The organism is Enterococcus sp. AAFC-DPL-5182 (assembly GCF_058216605.1).
Map to the genome: position 1 here is coordinate 3,226,334 of NZ_CM177101.1, position 26,133 is coordinate 3,252,466.

Sequence of the window (26,133 nt, forward strand, 5' to 3'; positions counted from 1 at the left end):
TAAAACAAGTATTTGCCGTCCCTTTTAAATTCTTAAAAAACCCGTAAGGTTCATTTACTCGTTTTAAGAGGAAAAAAATTGCTAAGATCATAAATAGTGAAAGAACGCACATGAAAGAGTTTTCTTATGAAACACCCCTAAAAACTGTATTAATATAAAAAACAAAAAACGTGACAAACATCACAAACGATGGTATTATCATTGTGATAAAACAATTATCTGAAAGGAATGATACACATGACTGCAGCAGTTGGAAATAAAGACCACCAAAAAGTAATTTTAGTTGGAGATGGCGCTGTCGGATCTAGTTATGCTTTTGCCTTAGTCACTCAAAATATTGCTCAAGAAGTTGGTATTATTGATATAGATACAAAGAAAACCGAAGGAGACGCTGCTGATTTATCTCATGCATTAGCGTTTACTTCCCCTAAAAAGATTTATGCAGCTACTTATGATGACTGTCACGATGCTGACCTTGTTGTGTTGACCGCAGGCGCTGCACAAAAACCTGGCGAAACAAGAATCGATTTAGTTCATAAAAACTTAAAGATCAACAAACAAATCGTTACTGCAATTGTTGATTCTGGCTTTAGCGGGATTTTCTTAGTTGCTGCGAACCCAGTTGATATTTTAACTTATTCTACATGGAAATTCTCAGGATTTCCAAAGGAACGTGTTATCGGCTCTGGAACTTCATTAGATTCCGCTCGTTTCCGTCAAGCAATCGCGGAATTAGTTGATGTAGATGCCCGTAACGTACATGCTTATATTTTAGGCGAACATGGTGATACAGAATTTCCAGTTTGGTCACATGCCAATGTTGCTGGATTACAAATCTATGAATGGGTCAAAAATAACCCAGAAGTTGATGAAGAAGCGATGGTCAATCTATTCTTCAATGTAAGAGATGCAGCCTATTCGATCATTGAGAAAAAAGGTGCAACATTCTATGGAATCGCTGCTGCTCTTGCTCGGATAACTAAAGCAATCTTAGATGATGAAGATTCTGTCTTCCCACTTTCTGTTTACTTAGATGGTGAATATGGACAAAACGATATCTACATCGGCGCACCAGCTGTGATTAACCGTCAAGGAATCAAGCAAGTCATTGAAATCCCACTGACAGATTCAGAAAAAGATCGTATGAATGCTTCTGCTAATGCCTTGAAAGAAGTCATTAAATCAGCATTTGAGAAATTTGAAGCTGAAAGTAATTAATCTAAAAAAGAATCGCAGCCTACTGGTTGCGATTCTTTTTTATAACATATAAAGAATAGTTCAGCTATCCTTTATATAAAATATTTTTTTGTGTCAAAGCTTCTTTAATTTGTAGCAGTATATCTTCATTTTCACAGCGAACTGTATGCAGATGGATTCCCTCAGTAAGCTCAGATAACAAAGATGCTTGACTTTTTTCGTAAGCCTCTATGAAATCTTTTACTTCTCTTTCTGTATGGATATGTAATCCGCCCGTCAGTTCTCCGTAAATAGGATGCTCTACGACTACATCGACAATTTCCCCACCTAAGGAGACAATTATTGAAAGCTCCTCTTCTGTTTGATCAGGCTTATGCTGGCATGCAATTTTTCTCGTAATTCCCTGTTTGTCCTTTTCAACTTCAAGCAAATAGCCTCTAGCTGTGGCAATTATTCCGTAGCCAGCTGCTCTTAACAGCGCCACATCTCCCACCACTATCTGGCGGCTGACTTTAAACTCTTTCGCAAAACGACTAGCGCTGATTGGCTTCTCTGCTGCTTCTAATTGGAGCAAAATCATTTCTCGTCTTTTTTCACCGTCCATTCAGCTTCCACCTGCCTTCTTACTTCATTTTCTTTTGCTGATATTGTTTTGAAGCATCCATGATGCCTTGATAAGTTTCTTTGATCACTTCTTTATACATATTATTGTTAACATAGCTTTCGATTTTTGTTAATACTTCTTGTTCTCTTGAAACATCTAAAATCGGTGTGTCTGATGTCTTTTTGATCATAGCGATCGCTTCCACTACATCCATGCGTTCTTCTAATAATGCAACGATTTGTTTGTCTATTGTATTGATTTTATCTCGTTGAATCGTGAGCGCTGGACGTTTTTCATTCAATTCAATTTCTTTGATGACTTTGGCAGGATTTCCTCCGATCACACAATTATCTGGAAAAGATTTTGTTACAACAGCACCTGCAGCAACAACTACATTATCTCCCAACGTAACACCAGGTGTGATTACAACACCGCCGCCTAGCCAAACATTATCACCTAAAGTAATTGGTTTACCATATTCTAATCCGCTATTTCTTTTAGCAGGATGTAGTGGATGTGTTGCTGTATATAATTGAGCGTTTGGTCCAAACATACAGTTATCACCAATCATTATCGGACAAATATCTAAGAAAATACTATTAAAATTAGCATAAAAATTTTTGCCTACATGAATATTAAATCCATAATCAAAGCTGATTGTGGGTTCGATATAACTGCCTGTTCCAGTCGAACCAAATGTTTCTTCCACCAACTGACGGCGAACTTGTTCGTCTTCTTCTCTATTGATCAATTTCATTTGCTCTCTAGCAAATTTTCGAGCTGTTACTAATTCTGGATCTGCTGCAAAATAAAGCTCACCATCGATCATTTTTTGTCGCTCTGACTTCATTTCTTCCATATTAAAACTCCTTTATCTAAATAGTTTCAAAGATTTTTAGTGCATCTTCTTGAACAAAATAAGCTTCTCTGTCTAGTTGAATCGGTGTTTGATTGATCACTAAAATTTTTGCTGTATCTGCTGCATAATGAATCAAGTCGCAAAACGGATGAACTTGAAAACTAGTTCCAACGATAACGATCAATTCTGCCTGAGCAATAACCTCAATTGACGTACCAATGGCTTGTTCATCTAATCCTTCTTCATACAAAACGATGTCAGGGCGAATCTGACCACCGCAAGACTTATGATGATCAGACTGCAAGTAAGTTTTAGCAAGTATCTTCTGACCACATTTTCTACAATAACAATCATATAAATTCCCATGAAAGTTTACTAAATTCTGGCTTCCTGCTATTGAATGCAGCCCATCGATATTTTGAGAAATGACCCACGTGTCTTTGACTTTTTCAAGTTCTGCCATCTTTAAATGAATCGTGTTAGGTTTAGCATCCAGATGATACAAGGTTTGCACAAATGAATAAAATTTGTCCGGCTCTTCCACTAAACAAGTTTGGCTTAATAAATATTCTGGCCGCTCGATTCCATGATAAATACCTGATAAAGAACGATAATCTGGTACACCAGAAGCAGTCGATACCCCTGCACCAGTTAAAAAAACGATCGTTTGCGCTTCATTGATCAAGTTTCCAGCTTTTTGTCCATCGATCACTAACATAGTTTCATCTCCTAATGGTTTCATTATAGCCTAAATGAGCGCCTGATAGAAAATATATTCGTATAAATTGCCTAAGAGTTCATTTTTTCATAACTATTTTTATAGCTACCTTAAAAATATACCCACTTAAAAACTAGGTAAGAAGCTTTTAAGAATGTTAGCTTTTTCACTGTCTTTTCATGACAAACAAAAGAGAACGTGATAGAATACTTAATGTATAAAAGTGAGGTGAAACTTCGTGGTAGCATTTATTATTTATTGGGCAGCTATTTTAGTCTGCATCGCTTGGGGCGTTTTAAGTTTATGGTTTTCGATCTATTATCTTTCACGTAAAGAAAACGGAAATCTATGGGCATTCGCATTTTTCAACGTTCTTGCAGGTATTGTTTTAGCAATTGTTTTAGTTATTTACAAAACGTGGGACTTCGATATCCTAACTTACTCAAGCTTGATTTACACAATTTTAGCTTCATATGGCGTGTTAACAGTCTTACAAGCTATTTTAGGCCGCGAACCAAAAGAAGCTGCAAAAGCTTAATTTTACTAGTTGACTATCAAAAAGCACCGAAAAGAAGTTCTTTTCGGTGCTTTTTCTATGAGTTTGAAACTTTTTTATACTTTACATTTATTTTTCTAATTGCTTGATGGCATTTCTGATTTCTTCAAGTACCTCTTCTTCCGGCTCTACTTCCAATAAATCATATAAAATCCCTAACCATTTTTCTGCTTCTTTATTTCCTAGTTTTCCGATTGCCCAAATAGCTGTCCCTCGGATCACAGGACGTACGTCTTCTGTTGCACACACATAAATCTCTGGCAACGCACTGCGATCTCCCAAATTAGCTAGTGCAATCAAAGCGTTCCGTTGCAATGGTTTCTTCCCTCGCCACGATCCAGAAAGATGTCCGAATTGAGCTTTAAACTCTTTATTTGACAGACTCAGCATTGGCTTTAACTTAGGATACACAGTATCAACTTCCGGCTCCATTTCTTTATGAAAGTGAAAATCTTTTCCTCGGTTATATGGACAAACTAACTGGCAAATATCACAGCCATAGATAACATTATGCATTTTTTTTCGATACTCTTCTGGCATCATATCTTTCGTTTGAGTTTGATAAGATAAACATTTTTTAGCATTCATACTACCATTTCCTAGAAGTGCTTGTGTGGGACACGCTGTAACACAACGTGTACAATCACCGCAGCCAAAAGGAACAGGTTTATCCACTTCAAAATCAATATTTGTAACAATCTCACCTAGATAAACAAAAGAACCAAACTCTTCTGTAATCAACAACCCATTTCTTCCGATAAAACCTAGTCCTGCCCGTTGTGCAACAGCTACATCAACCAATTCCCCCGTATCTACTTGAGGGGCAAAACGCCAACTTTCTGTTTCTTCTAAGTTTTCAGCTTGTGATTGAATAAAATCGATCAATTTACTTAATCGATCGCGTAAAACATCATGATAATCAATTCCCCAAGAAGCTCTTGCAAACATTCCTCTTTTTTCATCTCGAGGAACTTTCCCTTCAATTTTAGTTGGATATGCTAGGGCAATGGAAATAATCGTTTTGGGATTTTCAAATGTTTTTTCTGGATAAATCCGTTCTTCGATCACTTGATGTTCAAACCCAGAGTTAAACCCTTTTTCTCTTTGTTCTTTCAAGGAATCCTCTAATTCATAAAAAGGCTCAGCTGACGCAAAGCCAATTTTATCGATTCCTAAGCGTTTGCTTTCTGCAATGATTTTTTGTTTTAAAGTCATTCTATATACTCCTCATCTTAAAAGCTGAATGAAAACCAAAGATATACTCTTCTCCTCATTCACCAGATTATTCCATTATAGTCTACTCGTTTAAATCTTGTCGTCTATTTCCTCTCATACTGATAATATTTTTCCAGTCTTTCATTTGTCAAAAAACCATATTCATCGGAAAATATTTATGATTTTTAACAAAATAATCACTTTTTTCAAATATTTTTTAAATATTATACACATTTTTATGATAAAATAAGTTTGTGATAATATTCTTTTATTGTCATCACACACTTTATTTTGAATACGGAGGAAATACATATGAAACACAGAACTAATGTACCATCAGTACATAAGAAAAAATCGCTCCACATAATCATGCTGTTTGCTCTTTTAGCCCCGACTTTTCTCTCACCGTCTTTTGTTTTCGCGGAAGATACAGCAACCGAAACTGAACAAACTAATTCATCTCACTCGCAAGAAAGTACGGAGACAACAGAAGCAACTGTCGAATCTTCTACAACTTTAGACAGCTCTATCTCAGAAGAAGTATCGTCTACTGTAACAGATCATGAAACGACCGTTTCAACAACTGATACTGCAGTTGCGCAAGAAGAAGCAACAACTATGATTGCTCCAAAAGTAGATACACTCACTATTGCAGACCCGATTTTAAAACAAGCGATTCTTTCAACATTAGGTTTACCTGCAAATAGCGACTTAACTGCAGCTGATATGGAACGTTTGACCAATCTTTCTATAAATTCTGCTCAGCTCAGCAGTCTTTCAGGATTGGAATATGCAACAAACCTAAGTTCTATCTATATTAATACAAATAATAATATAACTGATTTTAGCCCTTTAGAACAGCTCTCTTCTCTAACGCACGTTACACTACAAACAAAAAGTTTAAACAGTGACAACTTCCCTGATTTAAGCAAAAGCACTGGGATTACAAGTCTGGGGTTAGGCTCTACTAGCATTGATAACACTATTTTGCCTAAAATTGCTCAGTTAACATCATTAACACGCATTTATATGGATTCTAATATAAATGTTACAACCATTGAACCTTTAAAAGTACTCCCTAATCTAAAATCACTTTCTGTACAATTTTGTGGTATCACAGATTTTACTGTTATCAATGAATTTCCTACACTGAGTGATCTATCAGCGTTTGGACAAAATACAGGACGAAATGATCTGCCTACAACAATCGGCCGCTCTTCCCTAAACTATGATTTTGATCAAGAAACTTTATTTATTCCATTTTCGATGATGCCTAATCGATTGACCAACTTTGATGGTTACGTTCCACCCTTTACAACATCTAATTCTGCTAGTAATACTTATTTTGATTTTAACGGTGAACAATTGCCTGCAAATCGTTTACAGATCACGGAGCAAGGAATCACTGTTTTAGGCGTGACTAAAGATGAATTTGCAAATCTTTCTAGCTTTGAATATAACGCTCGTCTAAATAATCCAGCAGGAACATATGCTCAGCCGGATGGTTTTACTTTCTATGCAATTTCATCTGGAACTTATTTACACCAGTTCAACGTTGTTAATGACGGAAAGCCTGTAACCATTCATTATCAAGATACTGACGGAAACAAATTACTAGATAGCGAAACTTATTCAGGCTTAGTTGGGCAATCTTTTGACATTCCAGTTCAAGCAATCCCTGATTACGAGCTAGTGGAAACTCAAGGTAAACCCTCTGGTACTTTCAGCGATCAGGAGCAAACTGTCGTATTTATTTACAAAAAAATATCTGCACCGATCATTGAACCAACAGGTAAAGTGATTGTCCATTATGTAGATACTCATAATAAAACGATTCAGGATGACTTTGTATTGACTGGAACCGTTGGCGATACTTTCAATACAGAGAAACCAGTCATCAAAGGTTTCACTTTTAAAGAAGTAAAAGGAACAACTAGCGGTTTATTCTCTGAACAGGACCAAGAAGTAACGTATGTTTTTACGAAAGATGACGATAAAACAGACCCATCCACATCTACTGATTCAACTGAATCAACAGGAACAACTACTTCCACTACTGAAAAAGAAACATCTGATAAAACAACAACGGATTCTACTGAACAAGTGCCAAGCCATTCTAACAATAACAGTCAATCGCCAACAGCAACTCATACTAATCTAGCTACCAAAAAGAAATTGCCTGCTACGGGTGAGCAAACAAACTTTATCTGGCTATTCTTCGGACTTGCTTTGATTGGGTTCGTGAATTATCAGTATAGTTTAAAAAAAAGAAAATAAGAGAAATAAATCTTTAGTGTTTTTCATCAATAACTGGAGCCTCAAACGTTAGATTTTCGAATTAACGTTCAAGGCTCCAGTTATTTTGGTTTACTCATTTCCTTCAGAGGCTTCTCACTTAGTTGCCAGAGTTATCGCTCTTAACATCTCCGTTAAACGGTCCACTGACAACGACTTTCCCTCTCATATGACCTGCCTCAATAGCTATTGTAGCTTTTTTCAAGTTTGCAGCATTGATTCCAGTTGTATAAGCTTTTCCTAGAGTAGATTCTATCTTGTCATGCTCTATCAGTTGAGAGATCAAAGCTAGTGCTTCTCCTTGGGTTTTGATTTGATACTCGAAATCTGTTTTAGCAAACATATACTCCCAATCAAAGCTAACAGACTTATTTTTCAAACGGCTGATATCTAGTTCTTCCTCCAAACCAACGATTGTTCCTACATGTCCAAAAGGGGTAATCAGTTCAGCTATTATTTCATAGTACGGAAGAATATTGAATAGAACTGCTACATAGTCAACATTTTTAACGCCTAGCTTTTCTAAACTCTGTTTAAGATCTTGATGGTAGTCGAGAGGATAATCTACCCCCATTTTTTTTAGCCAGTCAAAATTAGCTGGACTAGAAGTAGCATAGACGGTCATTCCAGCCCAATGCGCAAGTTGATTCAAAATCGATCCCACACCACCTGCTCCATTGATCACTAAAATCGTTTTCCCTTTATTCGCATTTTCTTTTGGCATCAGACCGAATTTTTCAAACAACAATTCATAAGCAGTCAACGATGTTAATGGGAGTGCCGCTACCTTTTCGTCACTTAAATTACTTGGAGCTAATGCCGCAATTCCTTCATTTACTAATTGAAATTCTTGATTACTCCCAGCTCTTTTAGTTGTTCCAGCATAATACACGCGATCCCCAATAGTAAATTTTTTTACCTCTTTACCAATAGCAATAATCTCTCCAACAGCATCAAACCCTAGAACTTGCAATTGTTCTTGTTTCTTCGCCACTTGTCTTAACTTTGTATCTACAGGGTTTACGGAAATCGCTTTGACTTTTACAAGAATATCTTTGGGTTCAGGTATTGGAATCTTCTTCCATTCGTCTAGGAAACTAGCTTCATGTTCAATGGGTAATCCTTCAAAAAAGCCGATTGCTTTCATTTCTTTTTTCTCATTCATCGTTATTCCCCCCACTTACTTTTATAACTAGTATGAACCCAATCATTTAAGATTAAAATTTATTTGTCTTAGATACAAAAAAAGAAGCAAGGGTAAATAACCGTCGCTTCTTTTTGATAGCTTACTTCTTATTGCTCAATTGAGTATCTTACTCTTTGATCTTTCTTTTTTTGAAAAATGCTAACGCACTAGCGGCTACTGCCATTAGTCCAAAACTTCCCATTGCGTTTTTTTGCTCACCTGTTTTAGGCAATTTGTTTTTCGAATAGTAAGTTTTATTCGCAGTATTTTGTGTATTATTACCTACATTATTTGCCACACCGATAATACCTGGTTCACCAGTGTCGTCAGCAGGAGCTTTTGGTGCTGGCATATACGGCAACTCAAACCCTGAGTCAACGCTTTTATAAACAAATGTCAAGTCATTAGTACCGTCCCCAAACGTTCCTGATACTGATTGACCCGCTGTTCTAGCAACTGTAAGTGGTTCATTGTTGGAAGAAACATACTCATATCCATCGATCACTGGCGGCTCAACCGTCCAAGCTGTTTTGTATAGTCCATTCAATGATGTGTCTGCTTGGTTCATAATCAAACGTCCCTCTTCATCTACCGCTGATACAACAACTACTAATCGCAAATTATCCATCGCAGTTCTCAAAGCGCTCACCGCCGCATCGGCCTCAGCGTCAGTCAAGGCATTGTCGTATGCTTGCGCTGCTTGTTTGAGTGCTGCTTCAAAATCTGCCTTATCCTCATCGGAAGCTACTTTTGCTCCTTCTAGTCGACTAGCTTCTAATAAAATATCAGCTAAATGACCTCTATGAACTAAACCATTACCATCGTGGATTGCAGCAATGATTGCATCTGCTGCTGTGACGATGCTCTGTCTATTGTTAACAGCTAAATCTGGAATGATTTTCCCATTTGCATCAACAACTTCTGCCAAAATAATTTTTCCTTCATCAATAGCTTGTTGAATATTAGCTTTTTTAGCAGCGACAGATGCAGGTGTATAAACATCCTTAAAGTCATCTGTATTATTGATGATCTGAGTAGCTTCGTCGATTGCCATTATTAAATTTCTTGCAAAACTCAATTCAACTTCCGCTTTAACTAAACCAGCGACTCTTGTCTCAATCTCAGCTATCGCAGCATCAAGTTGGGCATCCGTTACTCCCTCTTCACTCAATAACGCTGTTGCTGCAGCCATTGCTGCTCTTAATGGAATCGTTGTCTCTGCCATGTAAGTGCCCTCATCAAGGACAGCTTGTGCACTAGCGATTTTCTCTCTAACTGCTTGTTTTTTTTCTTCACTTGCACTTGTAACAGGCGTCTCTTCTGTAGGTGTTATTGGAGCCTCTGGTGCTTCTTCAGATACAGGCAGTTCAGTTTTTTCTTCTACATCTGTCTCTGCCAGTTCTTCTGACTGAGGTGCTTCAGCTATAACTGATTCTTTTGAAGTTTCTTCTGCTGTATTTGAAGCCGCAACTTCTCCAACAGCCTCCTCAACAGTGTGAGGTCCAACTTGCTCACTAGTTTCAGTTGGTTCAGCAGTTACTGCAAAAGCAGAGATAGGTGCTGCTAAAACTTGAGTACTGATCAGTGAAGCTAAAACAATCCCTTTTAATGATTTTTCCATTCTACTTCCCTCTTTCAATTAGTTTAAAAAGAATGTTCCACCCATTCTTAAATTTAAGCATATCACAGCCTAGACACAAAAATTCTCACATATTTCGCCCATCAACAAATTTTATGAGAATTTTGCAATCATTTTCTCACTTTTTCAAAATCGAAATTGTAAGCCCTATCTTTTGAACACAGCATGGTTATTGCATTTTTAAAGTCTTAACAATTTCATTAAAGCTATCTTTTTTTTGATTCAAATTCATAACCTTGTTCACCAAACTTTTACTCACTATATTAAGAAAATCTTACGATACCTTGCACTGGACGTATGTTATCTATACAATAAAATGAAAACACATGTTATCTAGCTTTGCAGACTGATTCTCTAATCCTTTTGCTTAGCTTTTACAATAAGGAGATTACTCAATATGCTTGAAACAGCCCACAAAAAAATTACTCTATTGATTGATGAAATGGAAAAAGTTATTTTAGGAAAACGCGATATCCTACAGTTGACTGTGACCGCTTTCTTGGCTGGTGGACATGTTTTATTTGAAGATATCCCTGGAGTTGGGAAAACAATGATGGTCAAAACCTTGGCAAAAGCAACCCACGGGCAATTTAATAGAATTCAATTTACACCAGATTTACTTCCTAGTGATATTTTAGGTGTTTCAGTTTACAATACAGCAACTCAAATGTTTGAGTTTCATCATGGACCTGTGTTTACAACCGTTTTATTAGCGGATGAAATCAATCGAACCACACCGAGAACTCAGGCTGCTTTGTTAGAAGCAATGTCGGAAAAGCATGTAACGATTGATAATCACACATACCCATTAGACAATCATTTTTTTGTTCTAGCAACCCAAAATCCACTTGAATATGAAGGAACTTACCCATTACCTGAAGCTCAGCTAGACCGTTTTTTATTTAAATTAAGTATTGGATATCCTGAATTTACAGATGAATTGAATCTACTAATGAACCAAACAGGGAATGAATTGAACCTCGTTCAGCAAATTTTATCCTCTTCTGAAATCAGTCAGTTAAAAAGAATCGTGGATGATATTTACGTTGATTCAGCTGTTGCTAGATATGCGTTGCAATTGGTTCATGCAACACGAAATCACGATGGGATCGTTCTTGGGATCAGCCCTCGCGGCTCGCTTTCATTTATTCGAGCAGCTAAAGCATTTGCCTTGACTGAAGGAAGAAATTACGTCACACCTCATGATTTACAGCAAATTTTACCAGCAACATTCGGGCATCGTCTGTTATTAAAAGGCGGCTATACAGTGCCGTCTGTACAATTACAAGAAATTCTGGAACAAATTCTCAAGCGTGTACCCGTTCCAGTCAGGAAATAGCTATGAAACGATATATGGTTAATAACCTCATACGTGCTCTGAGTATTTTTATTTTTTTCTTTGCTATTTTTCTATACACAATCACATTCAACAACCCAACCGGTTGGGTATTATTTTTCTTTTTGACAATGCTGTTTGTTTGGGATGCCTTTATATTGATTCTACCATTAAAAAAAATTCAAGTTCAGTTATTAGAGAGTAGCCGCTATGAAGTCAATCGACCGAATAAAATGAAGCTAGAGATTTTTCGGCACCGCCCAACACTGCTTAAAATACCTCTGCTAACGGTCGTTTTCAAAAAACATCGATCAACGAAAAAAATATACTTATCACGCTATTCTGGTCAACGGCAAGAATTGACTTTTGAGTGGCGCCCTACGCAAAGAGGGGTCTTTCAGCAGCTTTCATTTGTTCTCATTAGTTCTGACTTATTTCAGATTTTTTCTAAGCAATCTAACTCGACAGTAACAGGTCCTTTTGTGGTCCTGCCTACACTAGAGTTAGATTTAGCAGAACAGATATACAAACATTTATTGCAAGCTAAACCTAATTTTGATAGCTCTTTTGGCAATCCAACTTTTTCGATTCGAAATTTCCGCACCTATCAAATAGGCGACTCTTTCAATTCAGTTGATTGGAAACAGTCTGGAAAACGAAATGAATTGATCGTTAAAGAATACGAGTATGAGGCTGAAACAGATCTGCACTTCTTATTTTATGGTTTGTCGCATGAAAAATTTGAGGAACTTCTCTCTATTTATTATTCCTTTATCAGCCTTGTTGAAAATAAACTATCTTTTCAGCAAACAATCCTAGCAGATCTCCCTCATTCCATACAGAAAGAACATATATTTTCGGCAATGACTCCGTTGTTAGAAGAATGTCTTTTGCCAAATTTCACCAATAAAAAACTAGTAATCTTTGCCACAACTAAAACAAATCAACTCTCAGAACAACTGACTGCGTTAAAAAGAAAGAATGAGGTCTTTTTAATTGCATTCGAGGGTGAAGATCTCTGTCTACATTGGAAAGATCAAGTCAGCTCTCTCCCTAAAGGAGGTCTTACTCTTGAAAAATAGGATAAAAGAAAAATGGGCTTTTGCAGTACTAAGTTTTTTGATACTCGTAACTGCTGGCTTACCTTTTTTAAGTGTCTATGATTTAGCTCAAGAAAATACGCTGTTTTTTGTAGGGATGCTTGCTCTGATTAGTTGTCTAACACTACTTATTAAAAGACATATAATCATTTTCCCTCTTTATATTCTTAGTTACTTGTTTACACTTTATCATTATTTTCCAGCTGGGCAATCGTTTGGTATTACTTGGTTTGCTAGCTTTATTCAGAAACTATTACAAAGCTATCCTAAAATGCTTAGTGGCGAAATCAATTATTTACCTGATTTTTTTGCTTTACCTATTATTTTGTTTTTATTGATCATCTTAAATAGTTTATTTATTCGTTATGAACGTTGGATAATGGGGTATCTACTGCTTATTAGTTACTTACTCATGCTGGCAGTTTTTAATCACTTGAATTTAGGGATTCAGGTAATTTTGATCACAGTTTTTGCCATTCTTTTTTATGGGATACAGCATGCTCCGCCAACTGCCAGTAAAAAAGAAAAAAGAACGTTGTTTCTATCGAACGGCTTGATTTTATTTTTAGTTGCAGGGAGCTCATTTCTACTCCCAATGGTCTTTCCTCAAGCTCAGAATTTTTTATTTACTCAAACGGCTCCCATCCGTAATTATATGAATCACCAAGGAATCTATCGTCAAATCGCAGACTATGGTTCAAGTACCGCATCTAGAACAGGCTTTAGTCAAAATGATGCACAACTAGGCGGTCCGATTTCAGACGATCAAACTATTCTGTTTACCGCAAAGCAAACAAGCGGGCACTATTGGCGAGTGGAAACTAAAAACTATTTTACTGGAAAAGGCTGGAAAAATACGTCTGAAGTTGTTTCTGTTTCTGATGAACAACCACTGAGCATCTCAACAAATCCAGAATATCAGGGTAATTTAGGTGCTGACACTACGATTACATTATCATTCATGGAAGCTACAGAGTATTTGCCTTATCCGTACGGAAAGATCTCAATTCTATTTAACGAGATCGGCCGGACAGAACAAATCAAAGAAAAAGAACGTATCAACCTTGTAACTCCATCAGAAAAAATCAATCTTACTTGGACAAAACCGAGCTTTACACAAGAAGAAATGCAACAAGTGCCTTATGCGATTTCCCAAGATATTCAAATGACTCAAGTTCCTATGACGACACCAGAACGTGTTCAGAAACTGGCTGTTTCATTAACAGAAAATCAAGAAACTCTTTTAGGCAAGGTCAAAGCAATCGAGCGCTATCTCAAACAAGAAGGCAATTATCGCTATTCAAAAATCGATACACCCTTCACTCCACCAAATGAAGATTATGTCGATCATTTTCTTTTTGAGTCAAAAATCGGTTATTGTGATAATTTTTCTAGTGCAATGATTCTCTTGCTTCGTTCGATCGGAATCCCTAGTCGTTGGGCAAAAGGCTTTTCTTCTGGCAGCATTACGAGCAATAAAGACGCCGAATATCAAGAATATACTATCAAAAATAGTGACGCTCACTCCTGGCCTGAAGTTTACTTCCAAGGATATGGATGGATTCCTTTTGAACCGACACCTGGTTTTACAAACGATATTCGGCAATCTACTGCAACCAGTAATTCTACCTCAGAGAGTAAACCTGTAAATAATAGTAGTGAATCACCCCTTACTGCTGAAACAAAAGAAACAAAAGAAGCCGCTTCTACTACTACAGAAAGCTCAACTAAAGAAGACAATCAAAATTCGGTGCTTATTAAATGGCTTCCAGTTTTACGTAAGATAGCATTTGCCTTAGCTATTATTTTGCTAGCAGTTTTTAGTTTCTTGTTGAAAAGGTACTTTTTCCTGCTGCATTTTAGGCTCTATTTAAGTCTTTATCCTGATCGATTCACTCATGCCTACAGTATAATATTACGCAAATCAGAGCGGATTTTATGTCGGCAAACAAATGAAACTTTAACTATTTACGCAAAACGATTCGAGAAAGATTATCCTCAATTCCATGGTAGTTTTATTCAGCTGACAGAATTATATGAGTGTACTTTTTATGGCGGTATTCAGCCTAAAAAAGCTAATTATGCTGGATTATTGATGCATACGGCACGTTTGTTAACAAATTTAAAAAGAAATACTTACAATAAAAAAGAGCCGAAACAAAACTAAAATCAGTTTTGTTTCGGACTCTTTTTTATTGACCGAACCATTGATTGAATCGGTAGGTATGAAATGGTTGTTCACAAGCATTCCCAAAAGCTAGATGCATTTCCCCTTTGCCTAAATCAAAAACCATCGAAGCTAATGATTTGGATAATGGATGTTCTGGCGACGGATGATTACAGACACTTTTGGGAAAATTGCGATGGTTAGCTAAAAATTGTTTCCCTCGTTGTGCATCGATAATTCCGTAATTTTCACTGACGATTGCCTCCATCGCTTCAAAACGGGAATGGGATGTCTTAGAACCGCCTTCTTCTGGTTCTTCCAGTGCAATACTATTATGATTTGCATGGATCATTACATCTGCCGGCTCGTGTTCGTAAATTTTATTTGGAAAACATTCAAAACTTGCGATTCCTTCATTAGCATGAGATAAGCTAAATTGATTTGGTACTGCATGAGGGATACTGTAAAGATAGTCGCGTGCCTCTTTGAGACTTTTCTTGTTGATCAACTCTCTAATTATACCAGCTGTAGGTACACCGTTTTGGCGCTGTCCATTATCGATATATGTCCACATAACAGCTAAGCCATAATTGTTCATTCCCATATAAGCTGGAATACCTGGATGACTATAAATCAGTGATTCGAAATCAGATTCACTATCATGATGATGCACAACACAATCAACTTCAGATCGATACTCATCAAGACGCTCATCATTTGTTTGCCCACAGATCACAGAACCATCAAAAGTAGCATTTCCTGCCGCTGCAAATGACGTACATTTGTCACTGATCAACTCATCAAAAAACGATCGTTCATAAACTGTATATAGATATAATATTTCTTCAAAAGCTAAGTCACTGCCTTTCGCAACGCCACGCATTTCAGCAACCACATCTGGTGCAAATTTTTCTGTATATTCAAGATAGGTCTGAGCCTTATCCAACCATTTGATTATGATCTCAGTTGGATCGTTATAAAATAATTTTTGACTAGACAAGTTTGTTTCAATCTGCATTTTTAACACTTCACCGATTTGGACTCCACGTTCAAATGCCGATCCTGTTACTTCTATATAACGATGAATCATTTACTCCCCGCCTTTTCTACTTTATATCACTACTCAACGAATGTCCATTTATAATCGTACTCCGGACCAGATGGCAATATCCCTTTGATTTTTGGATTACGTAAATGCGCTTCAGCTTTTTGGTAGACTGGGCAAACACCCATCGTATTCATTAAAACATTTTCAGCTTCAATCAAGTCATTCCAACGAGCTGTTGGATTGCCTGCATTCGTTGTAGCAGAAGCTTTCAAATATTTATCAAATTCCTTGTTAGCGTATTTACCACTATTATTGATATTATCTGATGCAAATAATTCTAGAAACACACTAGGATCATTGTATTCTGCACCCCATCCAACTAAAATCATATCAAAATCACCTTTATTACCACGTTCTAAACGAACGGAAAGTGGTACTGATGAAACTTCAACAGTCACACCTTTTAAGGTTCCTTGAATCGCACCTTGCATGTATTCTACCACTTTTTTGGCAGAATCGGCATCTGATGAAAGTAAATTGATTTTAAGCGTGTCGATGCCTAATTCTGTTTTTGCTTTAGCCCAGTATTCTTTGGCTTTTTCTGGATCATATTTCAAATGATTACCAGAATCTTTCACAAAATCAGCTTCTGTTTCAGGATTAAATGACATGTTTTTTGGAACTAAACCAGTTGCTGCAATCGATCCGTCTCCTAAGACTTGGTCTACTAGGGTTTGACGATCTAAAGCGTAAGAAATTGCTTTTCTGAGATTTTCATTTTGAAATTCTTTTTTGGTCTGATTATATTCCACATAAGTCGCATTTGACATGTCTTGTGAGAAAAATGCTGGATCATCTACCATTTGCTGAGCTAGTTCACCCGTCACAACGATGTCATCTGTTTGACCATCTTGAAATAGATTTAATGCCGTCGCATCTTCTTTGACTACATCAAAATTGATTTTTTCCATTGTAACATTGTCTTGATCCCAATACTTCTCATTTTTTACATACGACCATTTTGTATCTGTTCCTGCTCCTTCAAAATCACTCAATGTGAACGGTCCATTGTAAACCATATGTTCACTTGAACTAGCATACTTTTCGCCACTTTCGTTGATGATTTTTTCATTTTGCGGGAAAAATGGTGGTAAGGACAATAATGATTCTATATATGGTACAGGCGATTCTAGTGTTACTTCTAGTTCATGGTCGTTCAATGCTTTGATCCCTAATTCTTTTGCTGGTTTCTTGCCGTCCATGATTGCTTGATAATTCTTGATAGATTCAAATAGATAAGCAACTTCTGAAGCAGTCTTCGGTTCTACTGTCCGTTGCCAGCCATACACATAGTCTTTTGCAACAACAGGATCACCATTTGACCAGACCGCATCTTCACGTAGTTTAAACGTATAGATCAAGCCATCTTCACTGACTTTCGGCATTTCTTTCGCACCTGCTGGAACCAATTTCCCTGCTTTATCTGCACGGAATAATCCTTCACCTGTATTTTTCAGTACACCCCAGCCGACAACATCATTCGTGACCGAGGCATCGATCGATGGAATTTCTTGTTTTGCTACAACTGAAAATGTTTGTTCGCTATTTGCTGATTTTTGACCAGTTTCGCCAGTCTTTTCTTTACCAGAACCGCATCCCCCAAGCAAAATGATACAGCTTGCAGCGGCTAGTAAATACCCTAATTTTGTATTGCTCATTTAGTAACCTCCTATGTGTTTAAACCTTATTTTCTAAAAATAGAACACTCATTATCATACCATAAAAATAAGCGTTTTCTCATCATTTCCATATTATTCTTTTACCAAACTTTATTTTTTTAGAAAGAATCTTTTATGAAGACGCAACACTCCGAAATTTCTTGCATCCGAAACAAACTTATGTAAAAATGAATTATTTGATTCTATAAGGATATAAAAGGAGTTACTTATGAAAAAATTAGCCATTATCGGCGGCGGGATCATTGGTTTGACCTTAGCCAACTATATTGATTTAGAGAAGTATAGCGTAACGATTTACGATAATCCTGTTGGACAAGCTACCAAAGCTAGCGCGGGGATCATTTCCCCTTGGCTTTCTAAGCGCCGCAATAAAAAATGGTATCAATTAGCAAAAGATGGAGCAGCCTTTTATACGAAGCTCGTACAAGATTTTTCTTTACCTACAAGTGTCTATCAGCAAACGGGCACCTTGATTCTTAGAAAAGACGGTGAGCTTAGTTCTCTTATGCAACTAGCGCAAGAAAGAAAACAAACTGCACCTGAGATCGGAGAGATCGAATTATTAACTGCCGAACAAGTCACAGAAAAACTGCCTTTATTAAAAGCACAACCCGCCTTGTTTATTACTGGCGGAGGGAAATTGGATGGTGCTAGCTACTTAGAAACCTTGAGACAACGTGCACTATCAAATATGATTACCATAAAAGCTGATACAGCTAATCTTAGCCGAAGCCATGAGCAATGGCTTATTCAGACACCTAACGGAACTGAATCATTCGATGCCGTTGCATTATGTGCCGGTCCTGGTTTGCCTTCATTGTTAGGTTCTCTCGGTTATACAACGGATATTCGACCGCAAAAAGGACAATTATTGGCTTTTGATACACCGTTCAAAGAAAGTGGTAGTTGGCCAGTTGCAATGCTGGATGGTGAAAGCGACTTGATTCCGTTTGAAGATGGGCAAATTCTTGTCGGCGCAACACATGAGAATGATGGTGGATTTGATTTAACGCCAACAGAAGAAGCTTTTTCCCTGCTTCGGCAAAAAACAGCCCCTTATCTCGCTGAATCCAGTTTTTTTGAAAATTATCCAGCTGTTTATCGTGTTGGAACTCGTGCCTACACATCAGATTTCGCTCCATTTTTTAATTATTTGCCAGATGCACCTAGCGCAGTCATTGCCAGCGGATTAGGGTCTTCGGGTCTAACAACGGGTCCATATATCGGCTTTTTATTAGCACAGTATTTCAATGAAGCCAAAAGCGATTGGCAGGATTATCAAAAACCAATTGAAACCTACCTATCGAAATAAACTGAAAAAGCATGAGCCCGAAACAAAACTAAAAATCAGTTTTGTTTCGGGCTCTAAATCTGGATAAACGGTGGGATCAGAAGTAAACACTTCTAACCAAACCTCATGCTTTTTATGATAATTTTTTTGCTTCCAAGACAAAGTTTTTCATTTCTCGGTATAACGTTTCTTTGATTTTATTCAACTCTTGTTTGAGCATTTTTTTCTCACTCACTAATTGTTGCCCATTTACCCAAACCGCCTCCACATTGCTGGCATTCGCTGAATAAACAATCGCTGCATATGGATCAAAAATCGGAAACATATTTACAGATTCTGTTTCAATCAAAGTTAGATCCGCTTTTTTTCCGATTTCAATCGACCCTACTTGATTCGCCAACCCTAACGTTTCGGCACCACCAATTGTTGCAAGACGAACAATTTCTTTTGCAGGAAAAAGGGCACGATCCTGATTATGCGTTTTATGCATGTTGGCAAATAAGCGCATTTGGCTAAATAAGTCTAAGGTATTGCCGCTGCTTGGTCCATCTGTTCCTAGGCCTACTACGATATTTTTTTCAAGCATTTGTTTGACAGGAGCTATCCCCTTTGCTGATTTAGTATTCGCACCGATACAATGAGCCACACGGGCTTTTCCATTTGAGGCTGCAATGATATCTAAATCGTTTTCGGTTGTTAAAATGCAATGAGCTAAAATAAAATTGCGTTCAAAGTACCCTAATGTTTGTAAAAATTCTATTGGTGTTTGGTTGTATTTTTCTTGAAACTCCTCAATTTCATAGGTCATTTCAGATACATGCATTGTAATCGGCGCATTGTATTTTTCACTAAGTGCCACGATTTTCTCTAGCATTTCCAAATTATTTGTATTGGGTGCGTGTGGGGCAATGATCGGTGTAACTAATGGATCATTCTGCCATTTTTCTAAAAAAGTTTCGCAATATTCATATCCGCCAGATGGTTTTGGACTGTCACAGGTCGGCATATCAATGATCGTTTCACCAACAAGCGCGCGAATGCCCATCCCCTCACAGCTTTTTGCGACCTCATCTTCAAAATAGTACATATCACAAAACGTCGTTACACCACTCAACAACATTTCAGCAATGGCATAATCACTGCTTGCTCTCACCAACTTTTTTGTCATATATTGCTCTAAGGGAAATAAAAATCGGCGCAGTCGATCTGGCACGTCATCTCCTAACGAACGAAAAGGAATCATTCCTGCATGTGTGTGGGTATTGATCAGACCAGGGATCAATAACCCTTTTTTCCCATCAATCACTTTATCTGCCTGAATTGCCAACGAAGCAAGTTCAGAACTGTGACCAATCTTAGTGATCGTCTCTCCTTCAATCAATACAAACCCATCTTTCACTTCTGAAAAGTGTTCATCCATTGACAGTATATGAACATTTTTAATGAGTGTATTCATTCAACAACACTCCATCTTCTGGAAAAATCAATGGATAAAACTCTTGCGTTTTCGTATTCATCATCCCCATGTCGGTGACCTTGATCGCAGGTGAAACTGGAAGGGATAATGTAGAAAAAGACATAATCTCATTCATATTTTTGTAGCCTAATTTTTGCATACTTGTACGGACTTTTTGCAAATCTCCGCCTAATTCTTCGATTGGGGCTTGAGATAAAATGCCGCCGATAGGCAGAGGGCATTTTCCTGTGATTTTTCCATTTGAAACAACAATGTAGCCACCTTGGATCGCAAGTAATTCATTTTGTGCTAGCACGATATCTTCTACTGTATTGCCCATGACCATCACATTATGATGATCATGCGCCCACGTTGTGGCGATTGCGCCTTTTTCGGTAATTGGTTTGTCCATCAATGAAAGTGAGATATTTGCATTTTTGCCATATCGTTCCATTACGACCAATAACGCGCAGTCTGCTTCTTGCCATTGTAAGAGTCCATTTTTCACAGGAATTTCTTTCGTGATTCGCTCGGTAAATGTTCCTACTTCTTGTTTTTGGATCACATTACAGCGAACACTGTCTTTATTTGTTTCTACTTTGATAACTAAGTCAGCAACGGTTAGTGGTTTGCAGTGAACAGAGTGCTTATAACGAGCTGGAAATTGTTCGACAACTGTAGGATATTGGATAGCTGCTCCACCTTCATATACTTTTTTTCCAGATTTATAAACTGTATCAAACGTAAACTCGTTTAAGTCGCTCAATAAAATAAAATCAGCTACACGCCCTGGCGCAATTTCTCCCCGATCATGAAAGCCCATGCGTCTTGCTGGCGTGTAGGTTGTCATATAAATCGCTTTTTCAATTGGTAAGCCTGCTTTTATGGCTTTCTTTACGTTCTCATTCAAATGACCTTTTAGTAAATCATCTGCCATTACATCATCTGTAATAATGCTAGCATATTCATAAAACTGATTTTCTACAATGACCTTCATATTTTCAGGTGTGATCGATTTATTTTGGAATTGAATGAAAACACCTGCTTCGATTTTTTCTTTTAATGATTCTGGAAATTGATGGGTATGATCTGATGTGATACCGCTAAATAAAAAAGCTGCTAGCTCTTCGTCGTAAATTTTTGGACAATGGCCTTCTAACGGCATCGTTGGTCGCTCTGATTTACATAAATCGATAATTTGTCGGATCAAGGACTCAGGTTCATAGGCAATACCTTTAAAATTCATGGCTTCTCCTAAACAGACAATTTTAGGATTTTTCAATAACTCTGCAACTTCTGGAAGTCCGATAATACCACCAGTGGTTTCTAATTCAGGGGTCGTTGAAGGTACAGAAGAAGGAATCGCATGGAATATATCCAATTCGGTTTCCGCCTTCATAAATTCCTCTAATCCTTCTAGCCCAAAGACATTGGCCATTTCATGGGCATCTGCCACAACCGTTGTTACACCATAACGCAACACAGCTTTTGAAAATATCGTTGGTGTTGTCATTGAACTTTCAATGTGCATATGGGCATCAATCAAGCCGGGAATCATATATTGATTCTCGGCTTTGATAACTGTTGTAGGCGTTAAGTTATTCATTTCTGTAGTGCTGATATAGTAAAACTTGCCATCTTTGATTGAAACATTTTTTTTAACAAATGATTGCGTTGGTGTTTGAAAAACCAAAACATCTTGGATAATCATATCTACTTTCATGCTTATCGCCTTTCTTCTTTTTTTATTGGTTCATTGTACGATTCCATTGGTCGATCCAATTAGCTAAATTGTCATTGATAAATGAAAAATCAACTGTTTTTGCTCGATCTGCTACTTTTCCGTATGTTTTGTTTTCTGCTTGTTTTTCGTCAAGTGTCACCTTACTGTTGGTTGGTCCTTCATTTAATGACACTGCTTTTGTTTTTTGTGATACTTCACTAATACGTTCATTAACAAAGGTATACGCTAATTCCTTATTTTTAGAACTTTTTGGCACATTAATTGTATTGAAGTTTGCGTAGGTACCACTTTCAGGAACAACATATGTTGCCTCTTTTGAAGCGCCTTGAATAATATCTACAGCAAAATCAGCAACAACCGCCACTTCGATTTCACCTGATTGGAACATATTGGCAAGATCTGAAGATTTTGAATAGGTCTTAACCACATTTGGTTTTAGCTCTTTCATTGCATCAAAAGCAGCTTTGCCTTTATCCGTTGTGATGTCTACACCTGCATGATCGCTCGCAAGATATAACATCAAGGGACCAGCTGTTGTGGAAATATCTGGAACAGAAATTTTACCTTTAAAATCTGTTGACCATAAATCGTCCCAACTAGTAATTTCTTTCCCGACTTTTTCTTTGTTATAAACAATACCGATACTATTAACAGCAATCGGGATACCAGCTCCACTTTCATATACTTCTTTTGCTCCAGCCGTTAAATCTTTGATATTTGGTACTTCTTTTTCTGTTATTTGCTCAAACAACTTCTCTTTGTTTCCTTGGGTTGCATTGGCTTGTGCAAGCTCGATCACATCAATTCCAGCATTCGGATTATTCAGTAATTTCGTGTAACGATCTGCACTGTTTCCTACTTCTAAAGTAACTTTAGCATCGTTGTTTTTTTCAAAAGGGGCTATGATATCTTTTTTGACAATGTCTTCACTCAAGCCGAAGGTTGAAACAACTAATGCTTTGCTTCCGCTTTTGCTATCGCTCTTTGTATTCGCCTCACTGTTTCCGCAAGCTGCCATTAGTAGCGTTGCTGTTGCTAAAACACCGATCATTAACTTCTTTTTCATCTTGATTCTATCCCCTTCATCTATCGTTTATTTTTCTAAAACAACTAGTTTATCTGCTGGAAAAACAAGGTTGATTCTGTCTCCAGTTTCATAGATTTGCTCACTCGCTCCATTGACTAATAGTTTTCCAAGCGGTGTTGTTACTTCATATTGATAACTTTTCCCTAAAAAAGTCCGAACAATAATTGTTCCTTCGATGGATTCTTGTGTTGCCTCTTTCAAAATTTCAATGTCTTCTGGACGAATTGTTGCAACAGTTTCAGTTGCTTCCGGCTGTGGGTTAGTCGTCGTAAAAAGTTGACCATTTTCACTTTTGTATCGCCCTTCCGCAGTTTTTGTTACAGCAAAGAAATTTTCAAAACCGATAAATTGAGCTACAAATTTTGTTCTTGGCAAACGGTAGATCATTTCTGGTGAATCGTATTGTTCGATCACACCATTATTCATGATCGCAACCTTATCAGAGATGGAAAAACATTCTTCTTGGTCGTGGGTTACAAATACGGTCGTTATACCTAGTTGTTGTTGAATCCGCTTGATTTCGATCCGCATCGCTACTCTTAATTTTGCATCTAAATTACTTAAAGGTTCGTCTAATAGTAACAGCTTAGGCTCAATGATCAAGGCACGAGCTAAAGCCACGCGTTGTCTTTGTCCGCCTGAAAGTTGCTTCGGATAGCGATCACCAAGATTTTCTAAGCCACAAACTTGGAGCATATTTGCTACTTTTTCTTTTGTACTATCTTTGCTTTCTTTTCTTAACTTCAATCCAAAAGCAACATTTTCAGCAATCGTCAAATGAGGGAATAAGGCGTAACTTTGAAATACCATACCAAAATTTCGTTTGTGCACAGGAACCTTGGTTAAATCATCATCATCTAATTCAAAAGAACCGTCGTTTGGTTTGATCAATCCTGCGATCACTCGAAGCGTGGTTGTTTTCCCACATCCACTTGGACCTAGCAATGAAACCAGTTCGCCTTTTTCCATCGAAATGCTTAAATCTTTTAATATATCTTGTTTGCCATCATAGCTGACACGTATTTCTTTTAAATCAACAAAAGTCAAAATTTTCTCCTCTTTCTACCTATTAAGTCGGAAATCTACGATTAATCGCTCTTTTATTTATGCAATCGAAGCTAGTCCTAATGTTTTTTCGATCAAAAACATCAAGCCCATTGTCAGTAACATCAGCATTACTGAAATGGCTGAAACAGTTGGATCATAATTGTATTCCATGTAGCTAAGTAACGAAGTCGGCAACATGGTAACTCCTGGTCCAGATAAAAACATCGAAACAGGAACATTATTAAATGAATTGACAAAGGCTAGCATAAATGCAGCAAAAATCCCTGATGATACGTTCGGTAAAACAATTTTGATAAAAGCCCGAATCTTCGTACAGCCTAGTGTCCAAGCTACTTCTTCCATTGAATAATCTAGCTGCTCCATACTTGAACCTACAACACGAATAATATAAGGTAAGCTGATCAAAAAATGCCCAATCAGCAAGCCTTGAAAAATCGGCAACCCTAATTTGATGACAATATATTGAAATAATGTGTACCCAACCACGATACCTGGAATCACAGTTGGTGATAAAAAGAAGCTTTTGATAAAGTTTCTTCCTCTTACTGAATAACGTGCTAATGCATACGACGCTGGAATCCCAACGATCAAGGCTAAAACAGTCGCTAGTACACCGATGATCAAACTCAATTTAAAACTGCTCATAAACGTATCTGACTGTATGGCTTTTGCATACCAATCTAATGTAAATCCTTTAATTGGAAACTGAATAGCTGCTTCGGTTCCAAAGGACGTAACAACAATCAAGCAAAGGGGTAAGAATAAAAATAAAAATACTAGGATCGCAATCAGCGTCATCCCTTTTTGTTTACGCATTATTGGCTTCTCTCCTATCAACTTTTTTAGCGACTACATCGAGTCCTTTCATGACGATCAACGTAACAACGATCATAATCAAGGCTAAAACGCTCGCTGCTTTCCAATCTCCTAATGTATTGGCTTTTTGATATAAAAAGGTCGACATCATCATTTTCTGATTCCCACCTAATAATTGCGGTGTGGTGTAGGCAGTCAGTGTACCAGTAAAAACTAAGATACTCCCAACAATCGTTCCAGGAATCGAAAGCGGCAATACAACCTTCCGAAAAGCCGTGAATGGACTTGCACCTAACGTTTCGGCTGCTTCCAACATTTCCCCTTCAATATTTTCCAGAACGCCTACAAGCGTCATGATCATCGTTGGTAAAAAAAGATAAACAGAGCCGATAATAATAGCAAATTCTGTATAAAGTAAATTCAGCGGCTGAGCAATCAAACCTGTTTTCAATAACAACGTATTGACTACACCTGTTTTCCCTAAAATATTGATCCAAGCAAAACTACGAATCACTGAATTGGTCAACAGCGGAAACAAGGTCATCGCCATTAAAATCCCACGCCATTTTTTACTAACTCCAGCGATGTAATAAGCTGTTGGAATTCCCAGTAAAATTGAAATAAACGTAACAATCAGCGAAACTCTGATCGTGCGCCAAAAGATCGATAGATTATATTCGTCTTTAAAAAAATCGAGGTAGTTGCTTAATGTTACCCCTTGATCTGAGAAAATAGTTGGCAAAATACTGGTAACCAAAGGAATCATTAAGAAAAATAGTAATAAAATCATTCCAGGTGCTACAATAAAATACGGAACATTCTTGTTCATTTATACACTCCTCGTTCGTTTTTCCACTGATTCAGTATACTCATTTTACAAACCAATTTCAATATGTTTTTTTAAATTAAAACAATAAACATTCGTGTATTGACAAATAATTGTATTTATACATACAAAAAAAGCGAATTCAAACATTTATAACGAACTTAAAACCATAATTCGCCGTTTGAA

The 26,133-nt window shown here is 37.3% G+C and carries 21 protein-coding genes; 7 read left to right on the top strand and 14 right to left on the bottom strand.

The features are described from left to right. Nucleotides 1-237 precede the first annotated feature (237 nt). Nucleotides 238-1,218: an L-lactate dehydrogenase gene (locus AC4BB7_RS15195; protein ID WP_086314348.1), complete on the top strand. Its 981-nt coding sequence runs from the start codon at nt 238-240 to the stop codon at nt 1,216-1,218. Nucleotides 1,219-1,282: 64 nt separating this feature from the next. Here the strand turns inward: AC4BB7_RS15195 and AC4BB7_RS15200 are convergent, their stop codons facing one another. Genes AC4BB7_RS15200 through AC4BB7_RS15210 form a run of 3 tightly spaced genes read right to left on the bottom strand, consistent with a single transcriptional unit; the run spans nt 1,283 to nt 3,378 of the window. Next, entirely contained in the window at nt 1,283-1,801 is a 519-nt protein-coding gene (locus tag AC4BB7_RS15200; protein WP_490483563.1) for a transcription repressor NadR, read from the bottom strand. A 19-nt stretch (nt 1,802-1,820) separates the two neighbouring features. After that, entirely contained in the window at nt 1,821-2,660 is an 840-nt protein-coding gene (locus AC4BB7_RS15205; protein ID WP_490483564.1) for a chorismate mutase, read from the bottom strand. A gap of 16 nt (nt 2,661-2,676) precedes the next feature. Next, complete coding sequence (locus AC4BB7_RS15210; protein WP_490483565.1) at nt 2,677-3,378, bottom strand: NAD-dependent protein deacylase; 702 nt, start codon at nt 3,376-3,378, stop codon at nt 2,677-2,679. 238 nt (nt 3,379-3,616) lie between these two features. Between AC4BB7_RS15210 and AC4BB7_RS15215 the strand changes: the two genes are divergently transcribed. Next, nucleotides 3,617-3,916: a hypothetical protein gene (locus tag AC4BB7_RS15215; protein ID WP_010762485.1), complete on the top strand. Its 300-nt coding sequence runs from the start codon at nt 3,617-3,619 to the stop codon at nt 3,914-3,916. An 87-nt stretch (nt 3,917-4,003) separates the two neighbouring features. Here the strand turns inward: AC4BB7_RS15215 and queG are convergent, their stop codons facing one another. Continuing rightward, the gene (gene queG / locus AC4BB7_RS15220; protein WP_490483566.1) at nt 4,004-5,149 is read right to left on the bottom strand and encodes a tRNA epoxyqueuosine(34) reductase QueG; all 1,146 of its coding nucleotides are present in this window, start codon (nt 5,147-5,149) and stop codon (nt 4,004-4,006) included. 312 nt (nt 5,150-5,461) lie between these two features. Here queG and AC4BB7_RS15225 point away from each other — a divergent pair, with 312 nt between their 5' ends. Next, nucleotides 5,462-7,426, top strand: a complete 1,965-nt coding sequence (locus AC4BB7_RS15225) for a MucBP domain-containing protein (RefSeq protein WP_490483567.1) — start codon at nt 5,462-5,464, stop codon at nt 7,424-7,426. 118 nt (nt 7,427-7,544) lie between these two features. Here the strand turns inward: AC4BB7_RS15225 and AC4BB7_RS15230 are convergent, their stop codons facing one another. Further along, nucleotides 7,545-8,609: a zinc-binding alcohol dehydrogenase family protein gene (locus AC4BB7_RS15230; RefSeq protein ID WP_490483568.1), complete on the bottom strand. Its 1,065-nt coding sequence runs from the start codon at nt 8,607-8,609 to the stop codon at nt 7,545-7,547. Between the two features lie 148 nt (nt 8,610-8,757). Beyond that, nucleotides 8,758-10,251 (bottom strand): MucBP domain-containing protein, encoded by a 1,494-nt coding sequence (locus tag AC4BB7_RS15235; RefSeq protein WP_490483569.1) that lies wholly within the window; start codon nt 10,249-10,251, stop codon nt 8,758-8,760. 415 nt (nt 10,252-10,666) lie between these two features. Here AC4BB7_RS15235 and AC4BB7_RS15240 point away from each other — a divergent pair, with 415 nt between their 5' ends. Genes AC4BB7_RS15240 through AC4BB7_RS15250 form a run of 3 tightly spaced genes read left to right on the top strand, consistent with a single transcriptional unit; the run spans nt 10,667 to nt 14,872 of the window. Continuing rightward, nucleotides 10,667-11,608, top strand: coding sequence for an AAA family ATPase (locus AC4BB7_RS15240; RefSeq protein WP_490483570.1), 942 nt, complete (start codon nt 10,667-10,669; stop codon nt 11,606-11,608). A 2-nt stretch (nt 11,609-11,610) separates the two neighbouring features. Then, nucleotides 11,611-12,687, top strand: coding sequence for a DUF58 domain-containing protein (locus AC4BB7_RS15245; RefSeq protein ID WP_490483571.1), 1,077 nt, complete (start codon nt 11,611-11,613; stop codon nt 12,685-12,687). Continuing rightward, complete coding sequence (locus tag AC4BB7_RS15250; RefSeq protein WP_490483572.1) at nt 12,677-14,872, top strand: transglutaminase TgpA family protein; 2,196 nt, start codon at nt 12,677-12,679, stop codon at nt 14,870-14,872. Before AC4BB7_RS15245 ends, AC4BB7_RS15250 begins: the two co-directional genes overlap by 11 nt. Nucleotides 14,873-14,897: 25 nt before the next feature. Here AC4BB7_RS15250 and AC4BB7_RS15255 read toward each other — a convergent pair whose 3' ends face one another. Both AC4BB7_RS15255 and AC4BB7_RS15260 read right to left on the bottom strand, forming a co-directional pair. Beyond that, nucleotides 14,898-15,962 (bottom strand): C45 family autoproteolytic acyltransferase/hydrolase, encoded by a 1,065-nt coding sequence (locus AC4BB7_RS15255; protein ID WP_490483573.1) that lies wholly within the window; start codon nt 15,960-15,962, stop codon nt 14,898-14,900. Nucleotides 15,963-15,991: 29 nt separating this feature from the next. Further along, nucleotides 15,992-17,638 carry a peptide ABC transporter substrate-binding protein gene (locus tag AC4BB7_RS15260; protein ID WP_086314361.1) on the bottom strand — a complete coding sequence of 549 codons (1,647 nt, stop codon included), beginning with the start codon at nt 17,636-17,638 and terminating at the stop codon, nt 15,992-15,994. Between the two features lie 229 nt (nt 17,639-17,867). Between AC4BB7_RS15260 and AC4BB7_RS15265 the strand changes: the two genes are divergently transcribed. Beyond that, entirely contained in the window at nt 17,868-18,971 is a 1,104-nt protein-coding gene (locus tag AC4BB7_RS15265; protein ID WP_490483574.1) for an NAD(P)/FAD-dependent oxidoreductase, read from the top strand. Between the two features lie 112 nt (nt 18,972-19,083). Here AC4BB7_RS15265 and AC4BB7_RS15270 read toward each other — a convergent pair whose 3' ends face one another. The 6 genes from AC4BB7_RS15270 to AC4BB7_RS15295 are packed head-to-tail and all read right to left on the bottom strand — an operon-like array spanning nt 19,084 to nt 25,950. Further along, nucleotides 19,084-20,406, bottom strand: coding sequence for an amidohydrolase (locus AC4BB7_RS15270; RefSeq protein WP_490483575.1), 1,323 nt, complete (start codon nt 20,404-20,406; stop codon nt 19,084-19,086). Continuing rightward, nucleotides 20,390-22,129: an adenine deaminase C-terminal domain-containing protein gene (locus AC4BB7_RS15275; RefSeq protein WP_490483576.1), complete on the bottom strand. Its 1,740-nt coding sequence runs from the start codon at nt 22,127-22,129 to the stop codon at nt 20,390-20,392. The genes AC4BB7_RS15270 and AC4BB7_RS15275 overlap by 17 nt, the downstream gene beginning before the upstream one ends. Before the next feature lie 22 nt (nt 22,130-22,151). Then, nucleotides 22,152-23,216: an ABC transporter substrate-binding protein gene (locus tag AC4BB7_RS15280; protein ID WP_490483577.1), complete on the bottom strand. Its 1,065-nt coding sequence runs from the start codon at nt 23,214-23,216 to the stop codon at nt 22,152-22,154. A gap of 27 nt (nt 23,217-23,243) precedes the next feature. Beyond that, nucleotides 23,244-24,284, bottom strand: coding sequence for an ABC transporter ATP-binding protein (locus tag AC4BB7_RS15285; RefSeq protein ID WP_490483578.1), 1,041 nt, complete (start codon nt 24,282-24,284; stop codon nt 23,244-23,246). Nucleotides 24,285-24,341: 57 nt separating this feature from the next. Next, nucleotides 24,342-25,121, bottom strand: coding sequence for an ABC transporter permease (locus AC4BB7_RS15290; protein WP_086314367.1), 780 nt, complete (start codon nt 25,119-25,121; stop codon nt 24,342-24,344). Beyond that, nucleotides 25,114-25,950: an ABC transporter permease gene (locus AC4BB7_RS15295; RefSeq protein WP_086314368.1), complete on the bottom strand. Its 837-nt coding sequence runs from the start codon at nt 25,948-25,950 to the stop codon at nt 25,114-25,116. The genes AC4BB7_RS15290 and AC4BB7_RS15295 overlap by 8 nt, the downstream gene beginning before the upstream one ends. Nucleotides 25,951-26,133: the final 183 nt, after the last annotated feature.